The following is a 24,005-nucleotide window of genomic DNA, read 5'->3' as shown; positions in this document are numbered from 1 at the left end:
GTCCATGTGAGGCAAGGGATTTTCGAGTAGAAAGCTTGACACACCCCTGTTCTTCGATACTTGGCATGCGCTTTTGACGCTTTTGCACAATCAAAGGCTCAAACTCGCCTTTCCTGTCTCGAGGAAGCGCGATATCGATATCGCCGAGTTCGGACTGCACCGTCCGCTTGGCGCCGTGGCCATTTCGGGCGTTATCCGTGTCTTTGTGCTTCGCGTCGTATTTGGTATATCCCAGATGCGTGTCCAATTCGGCTTCGAGCATCTCTTGGATGGTGCTCGCGAATAGATCCTTGAGCATATTTTGGACGTCGTGAATATCGTTCAACTTGCCATCTCGAATGAGTTGACGGATTTGTTCCTTGGATATAAGTTCCATGCCGGTTCACTCCCCTTGTAGACTCCCACTCCTGGGCTCGGGGAGTTTACACAAGTTCATTTTACACTCTCCAACTCGAGTTTGACAGTACCCTTGATATGGCGCGGATTGTAGGGGCGAGTTTGTACCACACGCACTTTAGCCCCGCGTGGCTGCGGGGCTCGTTAGAAAGCGATTCGTCTTGTGGCATCTTGTACGGCCTACTCGGCCGACGTCATGTGTTGTTGTTGTGCCTTCGTCACCGACAAGGTCTTGTTCGGCGTCGGAATCCCCAGGCTTGTGAGGATGGCCTTCACACTGTCCTTCGCCTTGGTGACGCTGACGAATTCCTTGTCTAAAAACGTGGCGCGCACCGCCTTCCAGCGCCTCAGTTCCCGTACGATGGCTTCTCCTGTGTACCACCGCGACTCTAATTCGGCCAGCGCCTTGGATCGGTCTTCAACCCACGCAAGACTTTCTGCTGCGACCTTGTCGCGCGCCCATTGACGGCGATACAACACTTGCATCTCCTGCTCGAAGAGGTAGGCCAGCACGCAGACGAAGATGTGCCCACGAACCCGCCGCTCATTCCAGTGATAGACCGGCCCGACATCCAGGAAATTTTTGATCTGGTGAAACGCACGTTCGATCCCCATCAGCGTCTTGTACGATTGGACCACGTCGGCTGCAGGCAAATCCGTATTGGTTCGAATCAGGAACTTTCCGTCGCGCAGTGTTTCTTTGGTGATGGCGTCCTCATCGCGCCGATACGTCAGGATGCCGTTCTTGTAGTCGATCTGAAAGAACGCTTCCACCCCTTTTCGGGTTAACAAGTCGGCCACCTTGAGCATGACGCCTTTGTCCGTCGGCTTTCGCCCGCGTTTCGGGTTCGCCAAGCTCTCCGCCAAGGCTTTCAGACCCGCTTCAGTCTCCTCCAACGCGCTCTCCCGAAACGCGGCATCCTGACGCGCTTTCTCCGGATTGTAGCAGAGGATGTACCGGACGCCTTCGGCCTTTTCGGCGTCGTCCACGCTTGTGGCGGGCACCTCGAGGTAGCGCAGGTTGTCTTTCAGTTCATGGTAGGCGTTGACGTCCGCAAACTGTTCCAGCAACGCGTCGCTCACGATGCGCCCGCGCTTGTGGAACGCGACAATGTATGGGAATCCCGCCTCCGCCATCAGGGCCATGTTCCTTTCCGTGACCATGCCGCGGTCTCCCACGAACACGCACTGCTCGACCGCAAAGTCTTCTTTCAGACGTTTCAAGATGTCTGGCACGGTTTGCTTGTCGGACACGTTGCCCGCGAGTACTTCGTGCGTGATGGGAATGCTTTCAGGGGTCACTAGGAACCCAAGCTCGACATGCTCGAGGTCGGGGCGATGCGTTCGGGAATACCCATGCTCTCCTAAGGGACAGGCGTGCCCGTGGAGATGGGTGCTGGTCAAGTCGTACAGAACCAACGAGAGCCTGAAGTTCAGCAAGTCTGTCAGTCGCCCGTACAACACACGTTCCAGTTGAGGCTTGATGTTGACGAGATAGTCGAGCGCTCGATAGAAGTGCTGAAGCTGCCACGGCTCCCCGTCCCAGTCCGGAAGATAGAGATCGTCCAGCGTGTGAAAGAGGCGAAGCTTACTCGAGGGATCGACGAGCCGATGAATGACCATGGCCTGGACGTACCGCGCGACGTCAAAGGTGACCTCGCGGTCACGCAAGGCGTCACGAATGGCCTCGGTGAGCCCGAGTTGATTCCACAAAAATTGCACCACATACGGAACGCCGAAATGGAGCACCTGCTGAGTCTCAAAGTCCTCGAGCGAACCGGTGGTGCGATGCTGTAGGAGAGACTCGAGGGTCCGGATAATCTGTTCAATTTCGCGCTCAGAATATTGGCTGATATTGCCCAAGCTTGCGACACGCCGTTTCTTGACCGTCCGACCTTCGCGGTAGGACTCAACGATGTGGAGATACTTGTAGGTCTTACCGTCGGGCTTCTTTGTGGATACAATTTGCGCGAACAAGAGGACCACCACCGCGAATATTTATATCCACAATCATAGTGCATAGGCCCTTATATATCAACGATTACGCGAAAAAAGTTTGACCTACACTTTCGGAAACAAAACGTCCCCAAACGACGAAAAAACCGCGCCGTAGCGCGGTTCCGACGTTCCGATGAGGCGTCTTACTGTCAAACTTGAGCTAGAGGACCGAAAGATCAGCCTGTCCGACGGGCTGTCGCCGGATCAGGAGGCGAAGACGCTGATCCATGAGTACGCCCATGCGCTGATGCATGCCGATTTCGACGATCGGTTCACGGTTGTTGAGGGAGGCGGGCCATCGCCCGAGCGTCAGCAGATGGAGGTCGAGGCGGAGGCGGTCGCGTACTGCGTGGCGTCGGCGTTTGGGTTCGACACCAGCGACGATTCGGCGAGTTATGTATGGGCGTGGTCCGGGGGAGACAAGCGCAAGTTGCGTGCGAGCCTCGAGCGGATCTCCGCAGCGGTTCATGAACCGCCCTATGCGGGATCGCACGTACATTCGAAAGGGCGGGGGTTAGCCGCCCCCCCTTACTCGACGTTTTGCCGGTCGCTGCTCCATTGACGGCACTGTTGTTGCTCGTTCAGGGACTCTACTTCGCGTGCGCTGTGAGAGTCTGTGCCACAAAGCGGGAGAGGACTACACCAATCGAAAGAAGATTTCTTCGTATACGCACTTCGCACAGGGTAATCGGCGGACTGGGCCTGTGGTGTTCCGTACAGGGATGTGGATCCCGACAGCGCCTGCGTACTGGCTTCAGCTTGGGATTTTCTCCTTTATAAAATCTCCGATTTCTTTCAGCGCTTCCTCCGACTCTGGTATCGGGAAGCTGTGAAACACGTGCCACATGTCTTGCCAGATGTGCAGCCTAGCATCCACGCCTGTTTGACGGAGCTTTTCGTGGAGCCTGACGGAGTCGTCCAGCAGGCACTCGTCGTAGCCCACATGAATGAGAATTGGTGGTAGGCCGGCGAGATCGGCATATAGAGGCGAGACGAGCGGGTGCGTTAGTTGATCCGCATTGCAGTACAAGAGCGGTGCCTTTCGAATTCCCTCTGGCTCAAGCCACGGATCAGACGCAGCGCGCGATTCCATGGACGGTCCGGTACCTGCCAAATCGGTCCACGGAGAGAGAAGTGCGGCACACGCGGGGAGCGGTTTGCCTGCGTCTCGGAGCGAGACGAGCGTGGCCATCGTCAGGCCGCCACCTGCTGAGTCTCCAGCGATGGCGATTCGATCCGATGCAATGCCTTGCGCCAGGAGCGAATCGTAGGCCTCCACCGCATCCTCCACGGCGGCCGGGAACTTGTGTTCAGGGGCGAGCCGATATTCAATCAGGGCCACACGCGACCCTGACGCTTGCGCGAGGCGCCACGCCAGGCTTCGGTGGGACTCACAGCTGCCCATGTAGTAGGCGCCGCCATGTAAGTAGAGGATTACGCGTGTGGAGGCGTTTTCCGTGATGGAAATCCACTCTCCGGGTACATTCCCGAATGAGGTGCGCTCCACCTTTACACTATCTGGCTTCGGGATAGTGCGGCCCATTTGATCCAAACCGGCGCGTTGGGTTTCCAAGCTTTGTTCGGCGAGGTTTTGGGACGAGCGCATTTGCTGTAACATGGAGCGAACTGCGAGTGCCTGTGGGCTGGGCATCCATACATCCTCCTTGTAAGCGGTATCAATTTAATAGCTAGAATATCATATAGCTCAAGGTTTGGCGATCCCGCCCGTGAAGCAACGCGGGGACTACGCGTGCGGACGGATGACCCGCTTGCATCCATGCCACAGCAAGACGCACGCCGGACCGGCAAAGACGGCGAAAAGCGGCATCAACGGATATCGGAATCGATCCCATGCAGGAAAGAAGAAAAAGAAGCATGTGTAGTACACGATAAAGGTGAGCAGAAGGGCAGCTTTTCGGCGCGTGTGATCCAGCTTAATGCATGTGTACGCGACACCAATCAAACTGACGACCATCAACAGCCAGTAGACGCTTGTCGTCATGATGTCGATGGCGTGAAGATGTGGCCGGAACAGCGGGGACAGTCGGAACGTGTACCAATTCGCGTTGACGTCGTCTTTGTATAAATCGAAGATCTTGACCCATCCGTTCAAAAAGGTTTTCCAAGGGTGGTGAAGGATATATTGTTCTGCCAGGTGCTCTCCAAGCTTGTTCTTGACGACTTCGTTATTTACGCGTACCAGAGGGTTGATGTACGGGTTGTACGACCACCAGTACCCGCCATTGACGTGGACGCCTTGCCATAGATTGGTGCCGCCGTTCGTGGACACAAGGACGAAGTGATGCATCGCAAGTCGGTTTCGCACTGTGACCGGGAGAATGGCGAGCAGCATGAACAGGCCGACCCAGACCGCACGAACGAATGCCTCCCTGGCCCTCGCCATGGCCGTCGCGAGTTGCGAAGTTCCCTTGACGTTCGTGGTACACCATTCGTACAGAAATAAGAAGGCGGGAAATGCCAGAGGGATCGGCCGCACGTCGCATGCGAGTCCCACAATCACGCCCGCAATGGCCAGCCAGCGAAATGGGGCGGCGCGATTCGAACCAAGCAGGTAAACGACGAAGAACATCATGAGGAGAAGCGTAAACAACTCTTCAGAGCCCAGGACGCTGTTCCACACCAGTTGGCTCGGAAGCAGCGTGTACGCGGCGGCGGCACATGTGGCGGATCGCCAGTCACCGAAGAGCATGCGGGCCAACACGTAAACAAGTGCCACAATGCCCGTCGACAGAAGTGCATTCACGGCCAGGCCCATCCACACGGATGGCCCCGTGAGGCGGTAAATCAGGGACAGAAAAAATGGCCAGCCGATGGGCCAATAGGCCGTCGGATGCCCCATCCAGTTGTAGCCCTGGTTGTGGGCCAGTTCAACCGCGCGCGCATAGTACCAGGCGAAATCCGCCTCTTGCACGGGGTGCATGAAAGAGATCCACGCGAACCTCAGCACGAGGTTGACGACGATGAGAATGGTCATAGCACGTCGATCCCGACGCAGACTCGCACTGCCCATCATGTCCGCTTGCTCCTTTCCACACTGTCCCCAATCCTAGCGCAAATTGAGCAAAGTTTCGAGTTTAGAACCGCATTCGGGTTTCATCGGCGGCATTCCGAGCGGGATGATGAGGTCAAAAAAGCAAAATGCTCCGAGACACGCGATGAAAAATACCCAGGCTCGTATTCAGTAAAATTGGAATTGCATGGCGGCATGATGACGTCGAAGCGCTTTGCAAGCGCTATCATCGTCGGATCGCCGTGGCGAGACAGGGTGCCCACTCGCGCAGAATGCCAAGAGAGGTGAGAGAAAGTGTCGAGCACGACCGCGGTGAAGTATGCTCAATGGAACAAACTGTACCTGGGAGGAGCGTGGAGGTCCGGGTCGAGCAGCAGAACGGTAACGGTCCGCAATCCGTACAACCAGGAGGTTCTCGCGGAGCTTCCGCTGGCATCGGTGGACGATATCGATCTGGCTTACCGAAAGGCCCAGGCAGCACAGCACGCGTGGGCTGAAGCGAGTGCATTCGCGCGCGCCGAGGTGATGGAGCGCGCGGCCGCCATTCTCGCGCAGAGGAAGGACGAGATGGTCCACTACTTGGTCGAGGAGACTGGCAGTTCCTATCTCAAGGCCAGCATCGAGGTGGATGCTTCCATCGGCGACATCAAACTGGCCGCCGAATATGCACATAAAATGACGGCTGTGATCCTTCCTTCCGCTATTCCGGGGAAGGAAAATCGGGTATACCGCGCACCTGTTGGGGTGGTGGGTGCCATCACGCCGTGGAATTGGCCTTTTTACCTCAGCATCCGGGTGGTGGCTCCGGCCCTCGCAACGGGCAACGCCATTGTGCTCAAGGCCGATTCCCAGACGCCCATCACCGGCGGACTGCTTGTCGCCGACCTGTTTGAACAGGCGGGTCTTCCGCCAGGGCTGTTGAGCGTGGTGGTGGCGGATCTCGATGAGGTCGGCGATGCCCCATGGTCGAACATCCGGTTCCCCGCGTGATCTCGTTCACGGGCTCCACGGCTGCAGGCCGTCATATCGCTGAGGTCGCGGCGCGATCGCTGCGCAAGGTTGCGCTCGAACTTGGCGGGAACAACGTGTTCATCGTGCTCGACGATGCGGACGTCGATCGGGCGGTTGCCGCGGCGGCGTTCGGCAAATACCTTCACCAGGGTCAGATCTGCATTGCGACGAATCGCATGATCGTCCATCGCAAGGTGTACGACGAGTTTGTCGAGAAGTTCAAGGCAGCAACCGAGAAGGTGAAGGTTGGCGATCCGGCAGATCCGGAGACGGTCATTTGTCCCCTCATCAACGAGCGCCAGGCAAAACGGATCATGGGCCTGATCGACGAGAGCGTGAAGATGGGGGCTCGCCTGGTTTTGGAGGGGAAGCTCGAAGGGCAGCTCATGTATCCGTATATCCTGTCCGATGTGACCAACGACATGCCTATCGCGAAAAACGAGATCTTTGGTCCGGTGGCAGCCATCCTCCCCGTGGATAGTGAAGAGGAGGCCGTGAACGTGGCGAACGACTCGGACTACGGACTCTCCGGGGCGGTGTTCACGGGAGACCTTGAGCGCGGAATTCGCGTCGCCCAGCGCATCGTCACAGGGATGATTCACGTCAATGACCAGACGGTCAATGTGGAATCCAACGTTCCATTTGGTGGAGAAAAGGCTTCCGGCATCGGTCGTTATTGCGGCGAATGGGGCATCGAGGAGTTCACCACGTTGAAGTGGATCTCGGTGCAGAAGGAGCCGAGAGAGTATCCGTTTTCGTGAATATCAGTGTCATAGATTGGGGCTCGCGCTTCAGGCGAGCCCCTTCTTCGTCGTTTATAGTGCCATTGACGGAAGATCGCTTTACGAAATCGACCCTCTTTGCTAGAATGTGCCCATCCACACGCTTTGGAGGTGATGTTTGATAACACAAATAATGGACTGAAAGAACTGAAATTTGAGAACAGAATAAAGTAAGGAAGGATGGGGACGTGATGGAACAAGGCAAGCTTCGCCGTCAATTGTCTCTGATGGATCTCACGTTTCTGGGTCTTGGAGCCATCATCGGGTCAGGGTGGCTACTCGGTGCGTTGGGAGGCGCCACGCTCGCAGGTCCATCCGCCTGGATCGCATGGGTCATTGGTGCCGTGGCTGTCATGCTCATTGGTCTTGTGTACGCAGAGTTGGGCGGTGCTTTGCCACGAGCGGGCGGAATCATTCGCTACCCAGATTATTCACACGGACCGCTGGTTGGATATCTCATGGGATTTGCAGCGCTCATCGCCTATTCGAGCGTCGCTGGCATCGAAGCAGAGGCCATGCGCCAGTATGCTCAGCATTGGTGGCCTGCTCTTGGGTGGCAGAACTCGTCTGGATCTGGTCCCACCGTGCTCGGCTGGTTCGTGCAAGTGGGTCTCCTGACAGTATTCTTTCTCATTAACTACTGGAGCGTTCATGTCTTCGGAAAAATCAACTCCGTTTGGACCTTCCTCAAGTTCGTCGTGCCACTCTTGACGGTGATCGTCTTCTTTGGTCATTTTCACGCATCCAACTTTACGAGCCATGGCTTCGCGCCAAACGGGGCCGCAGGAATTGAAACTGCGGTCGCCACAGGGGGCATTGTCTTTTCTTACCTCGGTTTTCGCCAGGCCATCGACTTTGCGGGAGAAGCGCGCAATCCACAGAGAAACGTACCGATCTCCATTGTTTTGGCCATCGCAATTGCTGCTGTCTTGTACATCCTCCTGCAGGTCGTGTTCATCGGCGCAGTACCTTCCTCCGCGTTGGCAGGCGGCTGGTCAAAGCTGAACTACACAGCACCTTTCGCGCAACTTGCAACCGCACTTGGCATCGGCTGGATGGGCGTCGTGCTCTACGGAGATGCGGTGATCTCGCCGAGTGGAACAGGAAACATCTATCTATCCTCGACCGCGCGCGTCATCTTTGCATGGGCCAAGACCAAAACATTCTTCCCCATTTTCGCTCGTGTCTCACCAAAAACGGGAATTCCTCGTCCTGCGCTTTGGCTCTCATTCATATTGGCCATCATGTGGACCCTTCCGTTTCCCACGTGGAGCAAGTTGGTTGGTGTCGTGTCTTCCGCGACGGTGCTCACCTACATCATTGGCCCCATTTCGGCCGCCGCGTTGCGGCGAACGGCGAGAGATCTGCACCGGCCGTTCCGTCTGCCTGGCATGGGAGTCATTGCGCCGCTTGCCTTTATCGTGGCAACTCTAATCATCTACTGGTCTGGCTTTAGCATCGACGCATGGCTTATCGGATTGCAAATCGTGTTGTGGGCGGTTTACGTGATTGCACTGCGTGCCGTGGTCCCCACCGACGCGGTGCCGTTCGTGCAGCAAATCAAGTCCTCGCTGTGGCTGGTCTCATTCTACGCTGTGCTGTGGGTCATGTCGTATCTCGGTGACAAGTCGTTTGGCGGACGCGGGCTCATACCAGCGCCGTGGGATCAGATCGTGGTCGTGCTGCTGGCGATTGGCGCGTACGCGTGGGGCGTTGCGAGCGCACTGCCCTATGCCAACTACGAAGAACACGATGAAGCGGAGGAAGCCGCAACGACGGTGGCTCATATTTAGAGCGCCGCTCTTGCCGTGATCGTCACAAAGCGGCCAGAAACAGGTTCACATGTCTTCCGTCATGTGGGGCATCATCAAGGGCGATCACGAGGAGGTGTGCGAGATGGAGCTGCAGCGTGCGAAGGAAATCGCTTCGTCGCCAGTGATGGCGCACGTCACACACGAGGGCCATCAGGTTTACATTCAGTCGGTGGATGAAGGAACCAAGAAGGCCAGGGTGTATCATCTCAAAAACCCGGATCGCCGCTACGAGGTGCATGTACACGATTTGACGGAGCAGCACGTGGTGCACTGATGGCTTGCGGAGCGCCGGCGTGAGGCTCAAGAGCCGGCGCTCCAAGACTGTGCAGAACCATCGGCTTAGCACAGGAGGGACTTCACGCGCTCCATCTGCGCCACAAGTTCGCGAACCATGTCCGCTGCCGGCATGGGCTTGGCCATGGGGTAGCCCTGTCCCGCCCACAGCGACATTCGTTCGGCATCTCCCGTCACAGCTGCGCGGCGGCGAATCGGCTGAGTCAGGGTGTTCTGAAGCGGGTACGGTGGAACATCCAGCTCCGCTCGTCCCACCGCCTCCATGAAAGCGTTGCGAATGCCTCGCGCGTGTCTGCCCGAAAAACTCCGCGTCAAAGCCGTGCCGCGATCCCGCCACTCCATGACGGCTCGTTTGTACGCCGGGTGAGCGCCGCTCTCGTGCGTCACCAGGAAACTTGTGCCCATTTGCACAGCGACCGCACCCAACGCCATACACGCGACAATGCCCCGGCCGTCCATGATGCCACCCGCCGCGATGACCGGAATGCTGACGCGATCGACCACCTGGGGGACGAGCGCCATGGTCCCGATGAGCCGGGTTTCGTCCATCGGCAGGAAGGAGCCACGGTGGCCACCGGCCTCGTATCCTTGCGCGATCACGGCATCACAGCCTGCTTGCTCGAGCGCCACCGCTTCCTCAGGCGTGGTGGCCGTGCCGATGACGCACGCGCCCGCTGCCTTCCATCTCCCAATGGTGTCGGCCCCAGGACAGCCAAAGGTGAAGCTCAGGATCGGCACGCGCTCTTCCAGGATGACGTCCATCTGCGCTTCGAACTCGGCGAGCGCCGGAAAGCGCGGATCCACACCGTCGATCTCGTCCGCAACTGCCGGATCGTCCACCCATTCGCGCAACCACGCCTTCATGGCCGTGACGCTGCGACTCGCATCTCCCGTGGGTTCCTCCGGAATGAACACGTTCACGCCGAACGGGGCGTCGGTCAACGCCCGTACACGGCGAATGGCGGCACGGGTGTCGTCGGGAGAGAGATAGCCCACGCCAAGAAAGCCGAGCCCTCCCGCGTCGCTCACGGCCGCGACCAGTTCGGGTGTCGACGGACCTCCGGCCATGGGTGCGGCGAAAATCGGGTGGCGCACGCCCAGCGTTTGAAGCCACTCGTTCGCTCCAGCCATGGAATCCCTCCTTCGCCCTGTGAAACGCATGGAATAGATGGTGTGTTCAGTGTATACCTCTCCGGCGGACGGGGCAAAATGTGAGCACGGGAGGTTGATGTGCCGCGAGAACGGACGCATAGGCGTGGTTCGGTGGCGTGTCAACAGCCTTCGCAAAAGGGGCGGCCGAGAGGCTGCCCCTTTTGTCTGTGTGCGCCCATCCCGCTCCGGCGCTAATCTTGTAACATTCTCTACTTGTCTAAGAGTTCTGCCTGTTCTATGATGAGGGCGATCCGCCGCGCGGACGGAACCCGGACAGACAAGGAGTGGAGCGTGTGGCAGAAGCACAGGTCGGCGTGGTTGGCCTTGCGGTCATGGGGAAAAACCTGGCTCTGAATATCGAGAGCCGAGGCTTTACAGTCGCCGTCTACAACCGTACGGCCTCGAGAACACAGGAACTTGCGGAAGAGGCGAAAGACAAGAGGATCATACCGGCGTATTCGCTTCAGGATTTCGTCGCCTCGCTTGAACGGCCGAGGCGCGTCATCCTGATGGTCCAGGCCGGACGCCCTGTCGACGAGGCGATTTCGCAGCTGGTGCCGCTGCTTGAGCCCGGGGACGTGATCGTCGACGGAGGCAATTCGTACTTCGAGGACACGCGGCGTCGGCATAAGGAACTCGAGGAAAAGGGCATTCTCTTCATCGGTACAGGCATTTCCGGCGGCGAAGAAGGGGCGCTGAAGGGACCTGCCATCATGCCGGGCGGCAGCCGGGACGCGTACGCGCTCGTCGAGCCCATTTTGACGGCCATCGCCGCGAAGGTGGGCGAGGATCCCTGCTGCACCTACATCGGCCCAGACGGCGCGGGCCACTATGTCAAGATGGTCCACAACGGCATCGAGTACGGCGACATGCAGCTCATCTGCGAGGCCTATCACCTGCTGAGCGAGGTCCTCGGCCTGTCCGCCGATGAGCTCCATCGCGTTTTTTCGGAGTGGAACAAGGGTGAACTCGACAGTTACCTCATCGAAATCACGGCGGACATCTTCTCGAAGCGCGATCCGGAGACGGGGCGGCCCATGGTCGATGTCATCCTCGACACCGCCGGTCAAAAGGGAACCGGCAAGTGGACAAGCCAAAGCGCGCTCGATCTCGGCGTGCCTCTCACCATGATCACTGAAAGTGTCTTCGCCCGCTTTTTGTCGGCCATGAAGGATGAGCGCGTGGCCGCGAGCAGAGAGCTTCCCGGCCCCGAGCGGCCTCGGGAATCGCTCGATCGCGACGCGCTCATCGAGGACGTCCGCCGCGCGCTGTACGCAAGCAAAATCTGCTCGTACGCGCAGGGCTTTTCACACCTGCGCCAGGCGTCGCAGGAGTACGGATGGAACCTGGATCTCGGCGCCATCGCCATGATCTTCCGCGGGGGGTGCATCATCCGCGCCCGCTTCTTGCACAACATCAAAGAGGCCTACGACCGGAATCCTGGCCTCCCAAACTTGCTTCTGGATCCTTACTTCCGGTCGTCCATCGCGTCGTACCAGGATTCATGGCGCCGCGTCGTGGCGACCGCCGTCACCTATGGTGTACCCGTTCCGGCGTTTGCGAGTGCGCTCGCGTACTACGACAGTTATCGCTCCGAGCGGCTGCCCGCAAACCTGCTGCAGGCGCAGCGAGATTACTTCGGTGCTCACACGTTTCGCCGGATCGATCGCGACGGCGTCTTCCACTTCCACTGGCTGGGCGACGAATCCGTCTTGACGGAGGTCTGAGTGTGTTCAGCCCGCCGTTTCAGGGCAAATTGGCGCGGCTCCTGTGGGTCTGCAAAAAAAATGGCCCGCGGGGGCTTGCGTTTTCTCGAGAACCGTGATACATTACTCAACGTCGACTTCGTCAGTGACGCGATGAGCGGAGACGAGCGACAGAGACGCGTGCCCGTAGCTCAGCCGGATAGAGCGTTTGACTACGAATCAAAAGGTCGGGAGTTCGAATCTCTCCGGGCACGCCATGTGATTCCCGGAGTGGCGGAATTGGCAGACGCACACGACTCAAAATCGTGCGGGAAACCGTGCCGGTTCGAGTCCGGCCTCCGGGACCAACGCTTGACGGGGAGACCATGTGGGGCTATAGCTCAGTTGGGAGAGCGCCAGAATCGCACTCTGGAGGCCAGCGGTTCGAATCCGCTTAGCTCCACCACATTCCTCGATAGCTCAGCGGTAGAGCATCCGGCTGTTAACCGGAGGGTCGTAGGTTCGAATCCTACTCGGGGAGCCATCTCGCTCTCCGTCAAGCGAGGCAATCTTCACATGTGGATACCCGCAGTCGAGATGGGCGGTTAGCTCAGCGGGAGAGCACTCGCCTCACACGCGAGGGGTCGGCAGTTCGATCCTGCCACCGCCCACCATTTTTATGGGCTCATAGCTCAGTCGGCTAGAGCGCACGACTGATAATCGTGAGGTCGGTGGTTCGAGTCCACCTGGGCCCACCACATAAGGGATAAGGACCGTCGAAACGCTTCGCTTGAAGAGGGGTTTCGGCGGTTCTTCATCTTCGACAGCAAAAAGAGAGAGTTACAGCTCCCGGGCGAACATCAAAGAACGCCGCATGTGCCGTCCGTCGTGAGGGACGAAACATTTGGGGTCTGTACGCGTGAACCCGGCAATTGCGGGTCCTTGAAACCGTTCGAGGTGGGCTACATGAAAGAGATGCCCTTGTCCGAGCGATTCGAACGTTTTGCACTTACAGAATGTAAAGGGAACAGCAGACTCTATGAGTTTTTATCGTTGCAGGTATCTGCTGCAGATGATTTGCTTGAACTCAGTTCTCATTGCCGTCGTGGCCAGCCCATTCCCAACCTGTTTTTTGCGTCCATCCACTATTTGCTTTTGAAAGGAGTCCATCACGAGTTAAAGGCGTATTATCCCGATTTGGTCGCGTCGCCTCTTTCTGTCGATCAATCGTTCGGCGCCTTCCGAGACTTCTGCCATCGGTATCGAGAAGACATCGTCGCCATTCTGCAGACCCGAATCGTGCAAACGAACGAAATTCGCCGTTGCACATATCTTTACCCAAGTTTTTGCTCCATTCACAATATAACACGGAAGCCGCTGTCCCTTATCGAGATTGGTACAAGTGCCGGACTTCAGCTATTGTGGGATAAGTTCAAATATGCGTACGGATCGCCTGAAGTCTACGGGGACCAGGAGTCGCCTGTTCAGTTGGTCGCTCGTCTCAAAAACGACGTTATACCGCCACTATCCAGAACAAGTCCGCCTGTCGCTTTCCGGGCGGGAATTGACTTACACGTCATCAATCTGAGTGATGACGATGATTATCTGTGGTTAAAGGCGCTCATTTGGCCAGAGCACGTAGAACGAAGGCGCTGGTTTGAACAGGCCGCCGAGATGATGAAGCGATGCAACGACGTTCAGCTTATCGAAGGCGATGGGTTGACGGTCTTGCCTGAGGTTGTCACGCAAATACCAGAGGATTCGACCTTGTGTGTATTTCATACCCACGTAGCCAATCAATTTACGATTTGCGAAAAGGAGAAACTGGTGCAAATCCTGCGTGACATAAGCTTTCAGAGGCCTGTTTTTCATCTCTTCAACAATCTATATGATGCGGGCAAACTACACTTGGCGCTTGTGCATCAAGGTGTTGAACGTGATCATATCGTTGCGGAAATTGACGGACATGGCCAATGGTTCGCTTGGCTTGCAAATGTGTGAGGCTGAATAGCGTTCCGTCGATCTAGGGCCAAAGCCGCATGTTCAGTGCCGCATCATCTTGCCACCCGTCCCATGTTCTTCGGCGGCTCCGCCGATTCGTATCCGCGAAGTTTCCTCGGTGGTTCCTCCAGCAATCCCACCGTGACATTTCTCGTGCTCCTTGCGGTCATCCTCATGTGTCTTCTTCGCCATTCATACCTATCTAGAGAAAAGACGTCGTTTATGGGAGATGCCCAACTGGATTCGCAGCAACACGCCGGTCTTGTGAGCTGCCGTTGCCGGGGGGTGAAGAGGTGGACTTTGCGTTCTCCGAAGAGCAAGCACAGTGGCGCGAGGTCCTGCGAGACTTCGCGCGGCGTGAACTGGCGCCGAAATACGCTCATTGGGATAAAACGGGTGCTTTTCCGCGGGATTTGTGGCAGGCCATGGGCCGTCTCGGGCTCACGGGGCTTCGAGTATCGCCGAGGTATGGCGGTAGCGGGGCGGACTGTTTGACCACCGGGATCGCCGCCGAAGAGATCGCCCGCGGCGACTTCAACGCCGCGTACGCTGTCATGCTGAACTCGCTTTTGGCCGAGGTCCTCGAGCCGCACGCCTCGGAGGCCGTGAAGCGCGAGTGGCTCGCTCCCATGGCCGCAGGCGAGCGGCTCATCGCCATCGCCATCACGGAGCCGGGCGCCGGATCGGACGTCGCCCACATGGCTGCGCGCGCGGAGCGCGTTGGCACTGGATACATCCTCACGGGGGAGAAGTCGGGCATCTCGCTGGCCTCCGTCGCCGATGCGTTTGTCGTGTTCGCCAAGACGCAACCGGACGCGGGCGCGAGAGGCGTGAGCGCCTTTCTAGTCCCGAGAGAGGCGCCGGGCGTGTCGGTACATCGCTACGACGATATGGGCAACGTGGCCATTGGCCGCGGGTCAGTGTTCCTGGAGCGCGTGGAGGTGCCCGTTGACCATCGCATCGGCGAAGAAAATCGGGCCTTTTACCAGCTCATGCGGGGCTTCGACCTGAGCCGCGTGCTCATCTGCCTGCAGTGCCTTGGCGCGGCGATGCAGTCGCTCGATGAGACGGCGGCGCACGTGAGGCGCAGGCGCGCGTTCGGTCGCTCGCTCGCTCAGTTTCAGGGCGTCGCGTTTCCGCTGGTGGAGTATCACACCCAGATCGAGATGATCCGCTGGTTCAGCTACCGGGCGCTGTGGTTGCGCGATCGCGGCCTTCCGCACACGAAGGAAGCGTCGATGTGCAAGTGGCTCGGCCCGCAGGTGGCGGCGCAGGCCATCCACGAGTGCATCCTGCTTCACGGCCACTATGGCTACACGAAAGATCTGCCGCTCGAGCAGCGGCTGCGGGACGTGATTGGGCTCGAAATCGGCGATGGCACGGCGCAGACGCAGAAGATCGTCATTGCGCGAGAGTGGCTGGGCAAGAACTACAAACCGTGCTGAACAGGGGGGCGGGAGCGTGTCGTACACGGATATTCTCTACGAGAAGCGGGACGGGATCGCGAAGGTCACCATCAATCGGCCGGAGGTCTTGAACGCGTTTCGGTCGCTGACCGTGCGCGAGATGATCGACGCGTTTCGGGACGCGTGGGACGATCCGACCGTCGGCGTGGTGGTGCTGACGGGGGCGGGCGATCGCGCCTTTTGCACGGGCGGCGATCAAAAGGACCGCGACAGCGAAGGGTACACAGGCACGGGGGGCGACCTGGAAGAGGGCATTGGGCTCGAGATTGAGACGCTGCACGGTCTGATCCGGGGCATCCCGAAGCCGGTCATTGCAGCCGTGAATGGGTATGCGATTGGCGGGGGGCACGTGCTGCACGTCCTGTGCGACTTGAGCATCGCGTCGGATCGCGCGAAGTTCGGCCAGGTCGGGCCGAAGGTGGGGAGCTTTGACGCCGGCTATGGAACCGCTTACCTCGCGCGCGTGGTGGGCGAAAAAAAGGCGCGTGAACTGTGGTTTTTGTGCGAGCAGTACACGGCAGAGGAGGCGCTCGCGATGGGCCTCGTCAACAAGGTGGTGCCCCACGAGCAGCTGATGGACGAGGTCGAGGCATGGTGTCAGAAGATTCTCGACAAGAGTCCCACGGCGCTCAAGTTCCTCAAGTATTCGTTCAACGCGGACTCGGCGCATATCGAGGGCATCACACGCCTGTCGATGGCGTCCCTCGCGATGTACTACCGGTCCGACGAAGCGCTCGAAGGGCTTCAGGCGTTCAAGGAAAAGCGGAAGCCGAACTTTCGCAAGTTTCGGCGGCGGGATAGGTAGGCGTGGGGAGGGGATGGGATGAAGCTGGAAGATAGGGTCGCCATCGTGACGGGAGGCGCGCGGGGGATCGGGCGGGCCATCTGCGAGCGCTTCGCGGCGGAGGGGGCTCACGTGGCCGTGGTCGATCTCGACCTGGACGCGGCTCGCGAGACGAGCGAGCGCCTCTGCGGGATGGGCGCCGAGGCGCTGGCGGTGCGCGCGGACGTCACGCGTCGAGACGAGGTCCAGGCGATGGTCGGGAAGGTGATGGAGCAGTTCGGGCGGATCGACATCCTGGTGAACAACGCCGGCTGGGACCGCATCGAACTGTTCCTCGACAGCCGGGAGGAGACGTGGGAGAAGATCCTTGCCATCAATTTGAAGAGCGTCCTGTACACGTGCCACGCAGTGTTGCCGCATATGGTGGCCCGCTCGTACGGCAAGGTGGTGAATATCGGCTCCGATGCGGCGCGGGTGGGATCCACGGGGGAGGCGGTGTACGCCGCGGCGAAGGGCGGCGTGATCGCGTTTTCGAAGACGATTGCGCGGGAAATGGCGAAGCACCGCATCAACGTGAATGTGGTGTGCCCGGGGCCGGCCAGGACGCCTCTCTTTCAGGAGATTGCCGGGCAGAACGACAAACTGGCGAGCGCGCTGGAGCGGGCCATTCCATTTCGACGGCTCGCGGAACCGGAGGAAATCGCGAGCGCCGTGGCGTTTCTGGCGTCCGATGACGCCCGATTCATCACCGGGCAGACGCTGAGCGTGTCGGGCGGCCTGACGATGGCATAGGGCCCTGCGGCGCGAGGAGGGGAGCATGGATGAACGAGAGATGGGAGGCAAGCGTCGAGCGGCTGGTGTCGCGGGACGACGTGTGGTTGACGCGCCGACACATCGAGGAGCACCTGCGCGCGGGCCGCTGGACCGAGGAGACGTTCCTGGATCTTGTATCGCTGCACGCAGCGCAAAAACCTAACGCACCGGCCGTGATCGACGAGGACGGAGCCGTCACGACGTACGGCGAGCTCGAAAAGGCGTCGGACCAGTTCGCTCTCGGTCTTCAAGCGATGGGGGTGTGTCCAGGCGATCGCGTCGCGCTGCAGCTGCCGAACACGCACGAGTTTCTAGTGGCCCTCATGGGGACGGCCAAGGCGGGCGCGATTTCTGTCCTCTGCCACATGCCGTACACGGAGCACGATCTCGCCTATGTGCTCCAGCTGACACAGCCGAAGGTGGCTGTCGTGATGGCCACCTTTCGCAACCGGGACTATCTTGCGCCCATGCGGCGCGCCGCGGCGGACGCGGGGTGCACGTTGGCGCTTGTCGCCGTGCCGCAAGCCCCGGATGGGGACGCGGTTTCCTACGCCGACTTGTTGCGTTCAGCTGCGGAGGGAGCAGGTGACTCGCTCCACGACACGCGCCCGGTCGCTGTGGATCCCTTTTTCATCATGTTCACCTCTGGCACCACAGGCCGGCCCAAGGCAGAACTCCACCTGCATGCCAACAACCTGTACTGGATACGGCAACTGAATCAGACGGCGCGGTTTGAACCAGCGGCGAAGTGGCTCATTGTGACGCCCATCGCCCACCTCACGGGGCTCGGCATCGGGTGTCTTGGGGCCCTCTCTCGCGGCGCGCCGGTGGCGCTCTTGTCCCACTGGGACGTCCAGCGCGCCGTGTCCGTCATGCGGAGGGAACAGCCCACCTATCTGCTCGGTGCCACGCCCATGCTCGTCGATCTCGCGCGGGCGGACGATCTCACCGCCTCGTCAGTTCCGTATCTCCGTGGCATCGTCTATGCGGGGGCGACGTGTCCCGCGGAGATCTTGAGGTCGCTCAACGCCAAACTCGGCGCCGACATCTTCGCGTGCTATGGATACACGGAGGGGGGCGTCACGCACATCACGCGCCCTGGGGACGGGATCGACGTCACCAGCGTGTCCTTCGGGAAACGGCTGGATGGACTCGAAGATCAGGTGGTGGATGAGCGCGGGCAGAGGCTCGAACCGCCTTGTGAAGGAGAACTCTGGGTGCGCGGCGCGAACATGATCCCCGGCTATTATCGGCAGCCGGAAAACACGCGCCGCATGTTTGATGATGACGGCTGGTTTCACTCGGCGGACATTGTGCGGGTGGACGAAGCGGGGTATTCCACGTTTGTGGCGCGCCGCGACGACCTCATCAATCGAGGCGGCTACAAAATCGATCCCCGGGCCATCGAGGAGGTGCTGTACGCCCATCCGCGCGTGGGGCAGGCGGCGGTAGTGGCGATGCCGGACCCTCGCCTCGGCCAGCGCGCCGCATGCTTTATTGTGCCGAAGCATCCGGGCGACGTGCTGACCCTGGAGGAGGTCCAGGCGTTCTTGCGCGATCGCGGCGTAAGCAAGTCGCACTGGCCAGAGGCAGTGCAGATGATTGACAGCTTCCCCATGACGAGCACGGGCAAGTTTCAGCGCTTCGCCCTGCGCGAGATCGCCGCGCGACTTCGCCCAGGGGCGGGCGGAGAGGGAGAGGATTCCCGCCTGTGACGTTCACCGGCGCAAATTCGACGGCGGCCGCGCGTGCTCAGCCCACGGCTGCCGTGCGCGTCAGAGGTTGCGAAGCGCCACGTCGAGCCATGATCAGCAGCACGCCCAGGATGCACACAAAGGATATGAACATCTGGATGTGAATCCAGTAAAGGGACGGCAAGAGACGCGTCGCGTGATTCACGAGGAACGTCGCCGGGAGCGTCTGCAGCCCATAGGCGAGTCCGAACATCGCAGCATAGGTGCGTCTGCTCGCCGCGCGCGTGTCGCGACGGATCAGATGAAGCGAAGCCATGAGCGCTGGCAGCGTGAACACCATGTGCGGCTGCTCCACGAGCGGTGAAACCGCGACGGGAAGGAGTGCACTCAGTCCAATGCGGATTGCGTCAGACGACCATGGCTTGCGCCGCATGGCCGCTCCGATGACAAACAACAGCGCGACAGCGTAGACGTCAAACAAAAGGCTCAGCCACGTAGGAGTCGATCCGGCTCGCCCCTTGTTCCACAGGAGCTCGAGTACGCCAAGAAGCGATTGGTTGTACGGCGCAGGGCCATTCGCCATGCTCTGCCTGCCGAACTGCAGAAAGTGCGTGGCGTACGCGGCAGTACTGTCCCAGCCGAGGAAGAGAAACGACGAGAGTAGGCCCAACGATAAAACCATAAGCGTACGCGCTACGACATTCCATCGCCCCTGGATGGCGAATGCGAGCAAAATCGCAAGCGGCGTCACCTTGATCAGCGCCGCTGCAGCCAAGGCGATGGCGCCCACCATCGGCTTGTCCAGGCGATAGACCGCGTAGAATGCGAGCGCCAGGAACGCAAACAGGATGGTATTCACGTTGCCGACGGCAAAGTCCAACTGAAAGGGCGTCAGCGTGAGCGTGGCCGCGACGGCGAGGAAGAGGTGTCCCCGCCGGATCCGCGGCCACAACGTCTTCATGGTCCAATACACGCCGAACATCCCCGCCGCAATGGACAGCACTCGCCACAAGGCGAGCGATGCGTCGAAGGGGAAAAGGGCCATCCAGGCGAACATCCAAGCGAACTGGGGCGGGTACACGTAATGATTATGCGGATCAATCGGATAACCCTGCGCTATCAAAAACGAGCGTTCCGCCGCCGGGTTGTACAACTGGTGCCAATGGGTCTGTCCTGCCAGCACGTGCAAGAATGCGTTGTAAAAGAAAGCGTAATCGTAGCCCAGGAAATCGAGGCGCCCCAGTCCTTGCCATTCCTTCACGACGCAAATGCCGATCACGATCAAGGCCATCGCAATGACGAAAGGCCGGATCGCATATCGACCGGTGCGCGCGGATACGTCCAACCTTGTTTTCCTCCCTGTGTTTCGAAGTTCACGGTGACAGCGTACCACATAGTCAATCAAAATCCGCTTAGAGGGTGGAGAGGTTGTGGTACTGTCGTGATGGACCGATGTTGCGGCGCCTACGTTCATGCGCGCGCCGTCTTTCTGATACATGTCTTGTTGATCCACACACAGATCCCCTAAAATAGAGCTGATGTATAACAACACAAAGGGCGATCGCGCAGAGGGTGGTCTCGAGGCATCAGGGCGCGATCGCGAGACTCGGGGGGAATGACATGGCCACACGGGTAGATGTGGCGAGGAGGGCAGGCGTTTCACCGACCACGGTATCACGGGTCCTGAATGAAAACGGATACGTGGCAGCGGACGTCCGCGAGCGCGTGCTCCAAGCCATCAAGGAATTGAATTACGTGCCCAATCGTATGGCGCGGAGCTTGAAGATGAAGCGGTGCGGGCAGTTCACTTGCATCATTTCTTCGTTGAGCAACCCTTTCTATCACGAGGTGCTCCTTGGCATCGAACGCGCCGCTCTGGAGCGAGGTTACACGTTTTCGCTGTACAACGTCACGCGGGATCGCGAGGCGTATATGAAGCTTATTTTGGAAGGCTTTTACGACGGCCTCATGGTGCTGACGCCGTACGAAGTCGTCAACGTTGTGGATTTGAAGGAACTGTCGCGCAAGATTCCCATTTGCATTTATAAGGACCGCAGTTCGGACTTCGGCCTGACTCACGTGCACGTGGATTTGTATCAGGCCATGCGGCGGAACGTGGAATACCTGATTCAACTCGGACATCGCGACATCGCTTTCCTCGGCGAGTACGACGATCACGAAGAGAATCCGCGGTACGCCGGTTACCTGGACGCCATGCGCGACCATGGCCTCGTGGCCGGGGAGCCATTGGTGCAACTCGTTCCGTACCTGCGGGACACGATGTCGGCGGGTTACGAGCGTATCGCGTCCATGCTAGATCAGGGCATTCGATTCACCGCGATCGCCGCCTCGAACGATCTGTTGGCGCTCGGTGCCATTCGGGCCCTTGCGGAGCGCGGTGTTCAGGTCCCACAGGACGTATCGGTCATTGGCATCGACGATGTGGAGCTTGCGCGCATGTCGACGCCGGCCCTGACAACGGCTCGCATTCCAAAGGCGGAAGTGGGGGCAAGGCTCGTTCAGCTGCTGTTGGATCAGGTAGAAGGCGTGGCGTCGGGGCCCCGAAGTATCGAGTTGCAGACGGAACTCGTCATTCGGGAGTCGACGGGCCTCAGGTCCTAAAATGGCTTCTAAAAAATCGAGACCGTGGCAAGTGCTCTTGTGCCGCCACGGTCTACTCTTGGCTCTAAGTATCGGGTATTGACTTTAAGCTTGCGGCTTACCTATACTGTGTGTAAGTAACCGTTTTCAAAAAGGGAGGGAACGCAATATTACGTAGATTACGTTCGTCCGGTGTTCCGGTATCAGTGTGGTCTCGAGTACACATGTGGGGGGAGACAGTATGCGCGCGAAGAAGAAAATTAGATATGCGACGATCGCTGCGTCGGTAGCGATGGCGGGCGTCATGGCATCTGGTTGTGGAACAAGTGGCGCGTTGAAAAACGGAGATCAGTCGACTCAGCAGGAAAGTGCTTCGACTCATCAACCTGTCACAATTACAGTTGCATCTTGGAACGACGCAGCAGACTCGTTGCGGGCAGAAATCCCTGGATTCGAAAAGAAATACCCATGGATTAAGGTGAATGTCGAATACGTTGATACCGCGTATCAGAAGGTGATACCGGAACTTGTCGCTGGGGATGCACCTGATATCATTCAGGTTCAGCAGAGAGATTTTCAAACTTTCCTCCATAAATTTCCTGGTGATTTTGTTGATCTGACTCCATATATGAGCTCAATCAAAAATCACATAGCTCCCGTCGCTCTGGACGTAACTATGCAAAACGGTCATATTTACGCTGCTCCGTGGGATCTGGGGCCGGCCGCGTTGTATTACCGGAAGGATCTCTTCCGTGAAGCAGGAATTAATCCGAACACGATCAAGACTTGGGCTGATTACCTAGCTGCTGGTAAAAAACTGGTTGCTCATTTTCACGGCAAAGTCAAGATGATAGCTGAGAACACGTCCGAGCCAAGCCAAGGCATCCAGACGACTCTCATGATTTTGGTGAATGAACTTGGTGGAAGTTATGTGAATAGCAATGGTAATATCGATTTTCTGAATCCCCAGATCAAGAAGGCCATGAGCGTGATTCAGCAGTGGGGTAAGGCCGGGATCGTGGCGGATGCACCTACCTGGAATGACGGGATTGCGGCTTTTGCCAATGGTCAGGTTGCTACGATTCTATCGGCAGTATGGTATGCGGGCACAATGATGAATAGCGCGCCTAAGCAAAGTGGTTTATGGGGCATTGTTCCTCTTCCGGCGTTTACGCCTGGAGGGAACAATGAAGCTGACACCGGAGGATCGGTATTGGCAATTACGAAGGACAGCAAAAATGCTCAGGCGGCCTGGGACTTTATCAACTACTGTCTGTATACCGTGCCCGGGGAGAATGTTCAATTGAAGTACGGTCTGTTCCCTTCGTGGGAGTCGTACTACACAGCTAAAGGGACTGACTTTGATCAAAACTTTTCTTATTTTGGTATGCCCATTTATAAGTTCTTTGCTTCTGTCTCCAAACACATCCCGACAACCAATTATGGTGGTTACTTCGAAGATTATTCTCAACCTCTTTCGCAAGCATATATCTCGGTATTTAAGGGTGCGAATATTGAGCAGGCCTTGCAGACAGCTGAAGCAAACGCTGCCCGTATCTCTGGACAACCCATTTCGAACGGTTGACCATCGTTTAACCAGCGGGACAAACATTGTTCCGCTGGTTCCCCATTCTCTAAATCGATAGCGAACTTGAGGTGAGGCGATTGTCGATGGTTCAACGAGAGTCTACCGCTAAACAAAAACGTGCCGAAGAGCAACGGTTGCGGTTTCCAAGTCAACCCGGTGTTCCGGCATGGGTGCCGTACGTATTGATAGCCCCTTTTTTCGTTATATTTGCCATCTTCATGCTGTATCCAATTCTAGATACGTTGCTACTCTCTTTTGAAAACTGGTCCGCCGTTCATTCGACATGGGTTGGAATTCAAAACTATCGACTTGTGATAACAGATCCAGCTTTTTGGACTTCTCTACTGAATGATGCGTTCATTTTGCTAATTCAAGTTCCGGTTATGTTGTTCATTGCGACGCTTTTAGCTGTCGTCCTAAATGCGCGCTTCCTGAAGCTGAAGTGGCTATTTAGGCTCTTAATTTTCTTTCCTGTCCTCGTTGATGCGGTAACGTATACGATCGCATTCCAGTTGATATTTAATCCTAGTTTTGGTATGATGAACTACCTTCTTCATGTAGTGGGGTTTTCGAATGTGAATTGGATAGGAGATTCATGGGCTGCTCGGTGGGCCATTTTTCTTGTAGTGACATGGAGATGGACTGGGTATAACGCGATTATAATCCTATCTGGATTGCAGAATATTCCTGAGGAAGTCTACGAGTCTGCTGTTGTTGACGGAGCTGGTCGTGTGCGCACGTTTTTTCAAATTACTCTGCCCCTGTTGCGCCCGGTGATTCTCTTCTGCACTATATTGTCAACTGTTGGCACATTGCAGCTTTTCACTGAACCGTACATTCTAACAGGCGGCGGTCCCGGAAACGCGACAGAAACACCAATGCTCTATTTATATGA

General features: G+C 57.9%; 17 protein-coding genes, 6 tRNA genes and 2 pseudogenes. 19 read left to right on the top strand and 6 right to left on the bottom strand.

Translation table 11 applies throughout. From position 1 onward, the window contains the following. Nucleotides 1–46 precede the first annotated feature (46 nt). Both AMA01_RS11495 and AMA01_RS11490 read right to left on the bottom strand, forming a co-directional pair. Nucleotides 47–376 (bottom strand): annotated as a pseudogene (locus tag AMA01_RS11495) (transposase); the annotation flags it as partial. 200 nt (nt 377–576) lie between these two features. Continuing rightward, nucleotides 577–2,382, bottom strand: a complete 1,806-nt coding sequence (locus AMA01_RS11490; RefSeq protein WP_231862933.1) for an IS1634 family transposase — start codon at nt 2,380–2,382, stop codon at nt 577–579. 145 nt (nt 2,383–2,527) lie between these two features. On the opposite strand from AMA01_RS11490, the gene AMA01_RS11485 reads away from it, so the two are divergent. Then, entirely contained in the window at nt 2,528–2,956 is a 429-nt protein-coding gene (locus AMA01_RS11485; RefSeq protein WP_067851097.1) for an ImmA/IrrE family metallo-endopeptidase, read from the top strand. A gap of 192 nt (nt 2,957–3,148) precedes the next feature. Here AMA01_RS11485 and AMA01_RS11480 read toward each other — a convergent pair whose 3' ends face one another. Together AMA01_RS11480 and AMA01_RS11475 are read right to left on the bottom strand one after the other, a co-directional pair. Next, nucleotides 3,149–4,045, bottom strand: a complete 897-nt coding sequence (locus tag AMA01_RS11480; protein WP_067851095.1) for an alpha/beta hydrolase — start codon at nt 4,043–4,045, stop codon at nt 3,149–3,151. Between the two features lie 93 nt (nt 4,046–4,138). Beyond that, nucleotides 4,139–5,428: a glycosyltransferase family 39 protein gene (locus AMA01_RS11475; protein ID WP_067851093.1), complete on the bottom strand. Its 1,290-nt coding sequence runs from the start codon at nt 5,426–5,428 to the stop codon at nt 4,139–4,141. A 291-nt stretch (nt 5,429–5,719) separates the two neighbouring features. Between AMA01_RS11475 and AMA01_RS11470 the strand changes: the two are divergent. The 3 genes and pseudogenes from AMA01_RS11470 to AMA01_RS11460 all read left to right on the top strand — a co-directional run bounded on the left by AMA01_RS11470 (nt 5,720) and on the right by AMA01_RS11460 (nt 9,306). Further along, nucleotides 5,720–7,197: pseudogene (locus AMA01_RS11470) on the top strand (aldehyde dehydrogenase family protein). Nucleotides 7,198–7,409: 212 nt separating this feature from the next. Further along, a complete protein-coding gene (locus AMA01_RS11465) occupies nt 7,410–9,011 on the top strand; it encodes an APC family permease (protein ID WP_067851091.1) in 1,602 nt (533 codons plus the stop codon). A gap of 103 nt (nt 9,012–9,114) precedes the next feature. Next, nucleotides 9,115–9,306: an H-type small acid-soluble spore protein gene (locus tag AMA01_RS11460; RefSeq protein WP_067851110.1), complete on the top strand. Its 192-nt coding sequence runs from the start codon at nt 9,115–9,117 to the stop codon at nt 9,304–9,306. A gap of 65 nt (nt 9,307–9,371) precedes the next feature. Here the strand turns inward: AMA01_RS11460 and AMA01_RS11455 are convergent, their stop codons facing one another. Then, nucleotides 9,372–10,457, bottom strand: a complete 1,086-nt coding sequence (locus tag AMA01_RS11455) for an NAD(P)H-dependent flavin oxidoreductase (protein ID WP_067851089.1) — start codon at nt 10,455–10,457, stop codon at nt 9,372–9,374. Between the two features lie 353 nt (nt 10,458–10,810). On the opposite strand from AMA01_RS11455, the gene gnd reads away from it, so the two are divergent. The 12 genes from gnd to AMA01_RS11395 all read left to right on the top strand — a co-directional run bounded on the left by gnd (nt 10,811) and on the right by AMA01_RS11395 (nt 18,942). Then, nucleotides 10,811–12,205 carry a decarboxylating NADP(+)-dependent phosphogluconate dehydrogenase gene (gene gnd, locus AMA01_RS11450; RefSeq protein ID WP_230087953.1) on the top strand — a complete coding sequence of 465 codons (1,395 nt, stop codon included), beginning with the start codon at nt 10,811–10,813 and terminating at the stop codon, nt 12,203–12,205. A 159-nt stretch (nt 12,206–12,364) separates the two neighbouring features. Further along, a tRNA-Arg gene (locus tag AMA01_RS11445) sits at nt 12,365–12,441 on the top strand. Between the two features lie 7 nt (nt 12,442–12,448). After that, nucleotides 12,449–12,531: transfer RNA gene (locus AMA01_RS11440), tRNA-Leu, on the top strand. A gap of 22 nt (nt 12,532–12,553) precedes the next feature. Then, nucleotides 12,554–12,629: transfer RNA gene (locus tag AMA01_RS11435), tRNA-Ala, on the top strand. Nucleotides 12,630–12,632: 3 nt separating this feature from the next. Further along, nucleotides 12,633–12,707 (top strand) — tRNA-Asn (locus AMA01_RS11430). 55 nt (nt 12,708–12,762) lie between these two features. Beyond that, nucleotides 12,763–12,837, top strand: a tRNA-Val gene (locus AMA01_RS11425). A gap of 7 nt (nt 12,838–12,844) precedes the next feature. Continuing rightward, nucleotides 12,845–12,921: transfer RNA gene (locus AMA01_RS11420), tRNA-Ile, on the top strand. A gap of 208 nt (nt 12,922–13,129) precedes the next feature. After that, complete coding sequence (locus tag AMA01_RS11415; RefSeq protein WP_067851085.1) at nt 13,130–14,164, top strand: DUF2332 domain-containing protein; 1,035 nt, start codon at nt 13,130–13,132, stop codon at nt 14,162–14,164. Nucleotides 14,165–14,457: 293 nt separating this feature from the next. Then, nucleotides 14,458–15,609, top strand: a complete 1,152-nt coding sequence (locus tag AMA01_RS11410) for an acyl-CoA dehydrogenase family protein (protein WP_067851083.1) — start codon at nt 14,458–14,460, stop codon at nt 15,607–15,609. A gap of 16 nt (nt 15,610–15,625) precedes the next feature. Beyond that, nucleotides 15,626–16,435, top strand: coding sequence for a 1,4-dihydroxy-2-naphthoyl-CoA synthase (gene menB / locus AMA01_RS11405; protein ID WP_067851079.1), 810 nt, complete (start codon nt 15,626–15,628; stop codon nt 16,433–16,435). Between the two features lie 18 nt (nt 16,436–16,453). Beyond that, nucleotides 16,454–17,206, top strand: a complete 753-nt coding sequence (locus AMA01_RS11400; protein ID WP_067851077.1) for an SDR family NAD(P)-dependent oxidoreductase — start codon at nt 16,454–16,456, stop codon at nt 17,204–17,206. A gap of 29 nt (nt 17,207–17,235) precedes the next feature. Further along, nucleotides 17,236–18,942 carry a class I adenylate-forming enzyme family protein gene (locus AMA01_RS11395; RefSeq protein ID WP_067851075.1) on the top strand — a complete coding sequence of 569 codons (1,707 nt, stop codon included), beginning with the start codon at nt 17,236–17,238 and terminating at the stop codon, nt 18,940–18,942. Between the two features lie 37 nt (nt 18,943–18,979). Here AMA01_RS11395 and AMA01_RS11390 read toward each other — a convergent pair whose 3' ends face one another. Further along, the gene (locus AMA01_RS11390) at nt 18,980–20,266 is read right to left on the bottom strand and encodes a glycosyltransferase family 87 protein (RefSeq protein ID WP_082744165.1); all 1,287 of its coding nucleotides are present in this window, start codon (nt 20,264–20,266) and stop codon (nt 18,980–18,982) included. Between the two features lie 275 nt (nt 20,267–20,541). Here AMA01_RS11390 and AMA01_RS11385 point away from each other — a divergent pair, with 275 nt between their 5' ends. The 3 genes from AMA01_RS11385 to AMA01_RS11375 all read left to right on the top strand — a co-directional run. Next, on the top strand, nt 20,542–21,543 hold the full coding sequence (locus AMA01_RS11385; RefSeq protein WP_067851073.1) for a LacI family DNA-binding transcriptional regulator: 1,002 nt from the start codon (nt 20,542–20,544) through the stop codon (nt 21,541–21,543). A 220-nt stretch (nt 21,544–21,763) separates the two neighbouring features. Then, on the top strand, nt 21,764–23,107 hold the full coding sequence (locus AMA01_RS11380; protein ID WP_067851071.1) for an ABC transporter substrate-binding protein: 1,344 nt from the start codon (nt 21,764–21,766) through the stop codon (nt 23,105–23,107). 86 nt (nt 23,108–23,193) lie between these two features. Continuing rightward, nucleotides 23,194–24,005, top strand: an 812-nt coding sequence (locus AMA01_RS11375) for a carbohydrate ABC transporter permease (RefSeq protein WP_231862931.1), incomplete at its 3' end; no start/stop codon positions are given.

The organism is Alicyclobacillus mali NBRC 102425 (genome assembly GCF_001570745.1).
In the GTDB taxonomy this organism is placed as follows: Bacteria; Bacillota; Bacilli; order Alicyclobacillales; family Alicyclobacillaceae; genus Alicyclobacillus; species Alicyclobacillus mali.
Note: the sequence above shows the minus strand (reverse complement) of the source record. Positions and strands in the feature narration are given on the sequence as shown.

Excerpts from the sequence above, each read along its gene's own strand:
- gnd (WP_230087953.1), top strand. The coding sequence starts at position 10,811 with ATGGGGAAAAACCTGGCTCTGAATATCGAGAGCCGAGGCTTTACAGTC.
- AMA01_RS11480 (WP_067851095.1), bottom strand. The coding sequence starts at position 4,045 with ATGCCCAGCCCACAGGCACTCGCAGTTCGCTCCATGTTACAGCAAATG.
- AMA01_RS11380 (WP_067851071.1), top strand. The coding sequence starts at position 21,764 with ATGCGCGCGAAGAAGAAAATTAGATATGCGACGATCGCTGCGTCGGTA.
- AMA01_RS11475 (WP_067851093.1), bottom strand. The coding sequence starts at position 5,428 with ATGATGGGCAGTGCGAGTCTGCGTCGGGATCGACGTGCTATGACCATT.
- AMA01_RS11415 (WP_067851085.1), top strand. The coding sequence starts at position 13,130 with ATGAAAGAGATGCCCTTGTCCGAGCGATTCGAACGTTTTGCACTTACA.
- AMA01_RS11385 (WP_067851073.1), top strand. The coding sequence starts at position 20,542 with ATGGCCACACGGGTAGATGTGGCGAGGAGGGCAGGCGTTTCACCGACC.
- AMA01_RS11400 (WP_067851077.1), top strand. The coding sequence starts at position 16,454 with ATGAAGCTGGAAGATAGGGTCGCCATCGTGACGGGAGGCGCGCGGGGG.
- AMA01_RS11485 (WP_067851097.1), top strand. The coding sequence starts at position 2,528 with ATGAGGCGTCTTACTGTCAAACTTGAGCTAGAGGACCGAAAGATCAGC.
- AMA01_RS11465 (WP_067851091.1), top strand. The coding sequence starts at position 7,410 with ATGGAACAAGGCAAGCTTCGCCGTCAATTGTCTCTGATGGATCTCACG.
- AMA01_RS11460 (WP_067851110.1), top strand. The coding sequence starts at position 9,115 with ATGGAGCTGCAGCGTGCGAAGGAAATCGCTTCGTCGCCAGTGATGGCG.
- AMA01_RS11395 (WP_067851075.1), top strand. The coding sequence starts at position 17,236 with ATGAACGAGAGATGGGAGGCAAGCGTCGAGCGGCTGGTGTCGCGGGAC.
- AMA01_RS11455 (WP_067851089.1), bottom strand. The coding sequence starts at position 10,457 with ATGGCTGGAGCGAACGAGTGGCTTCAAACGCTGGGCGTGCGCCACCCG.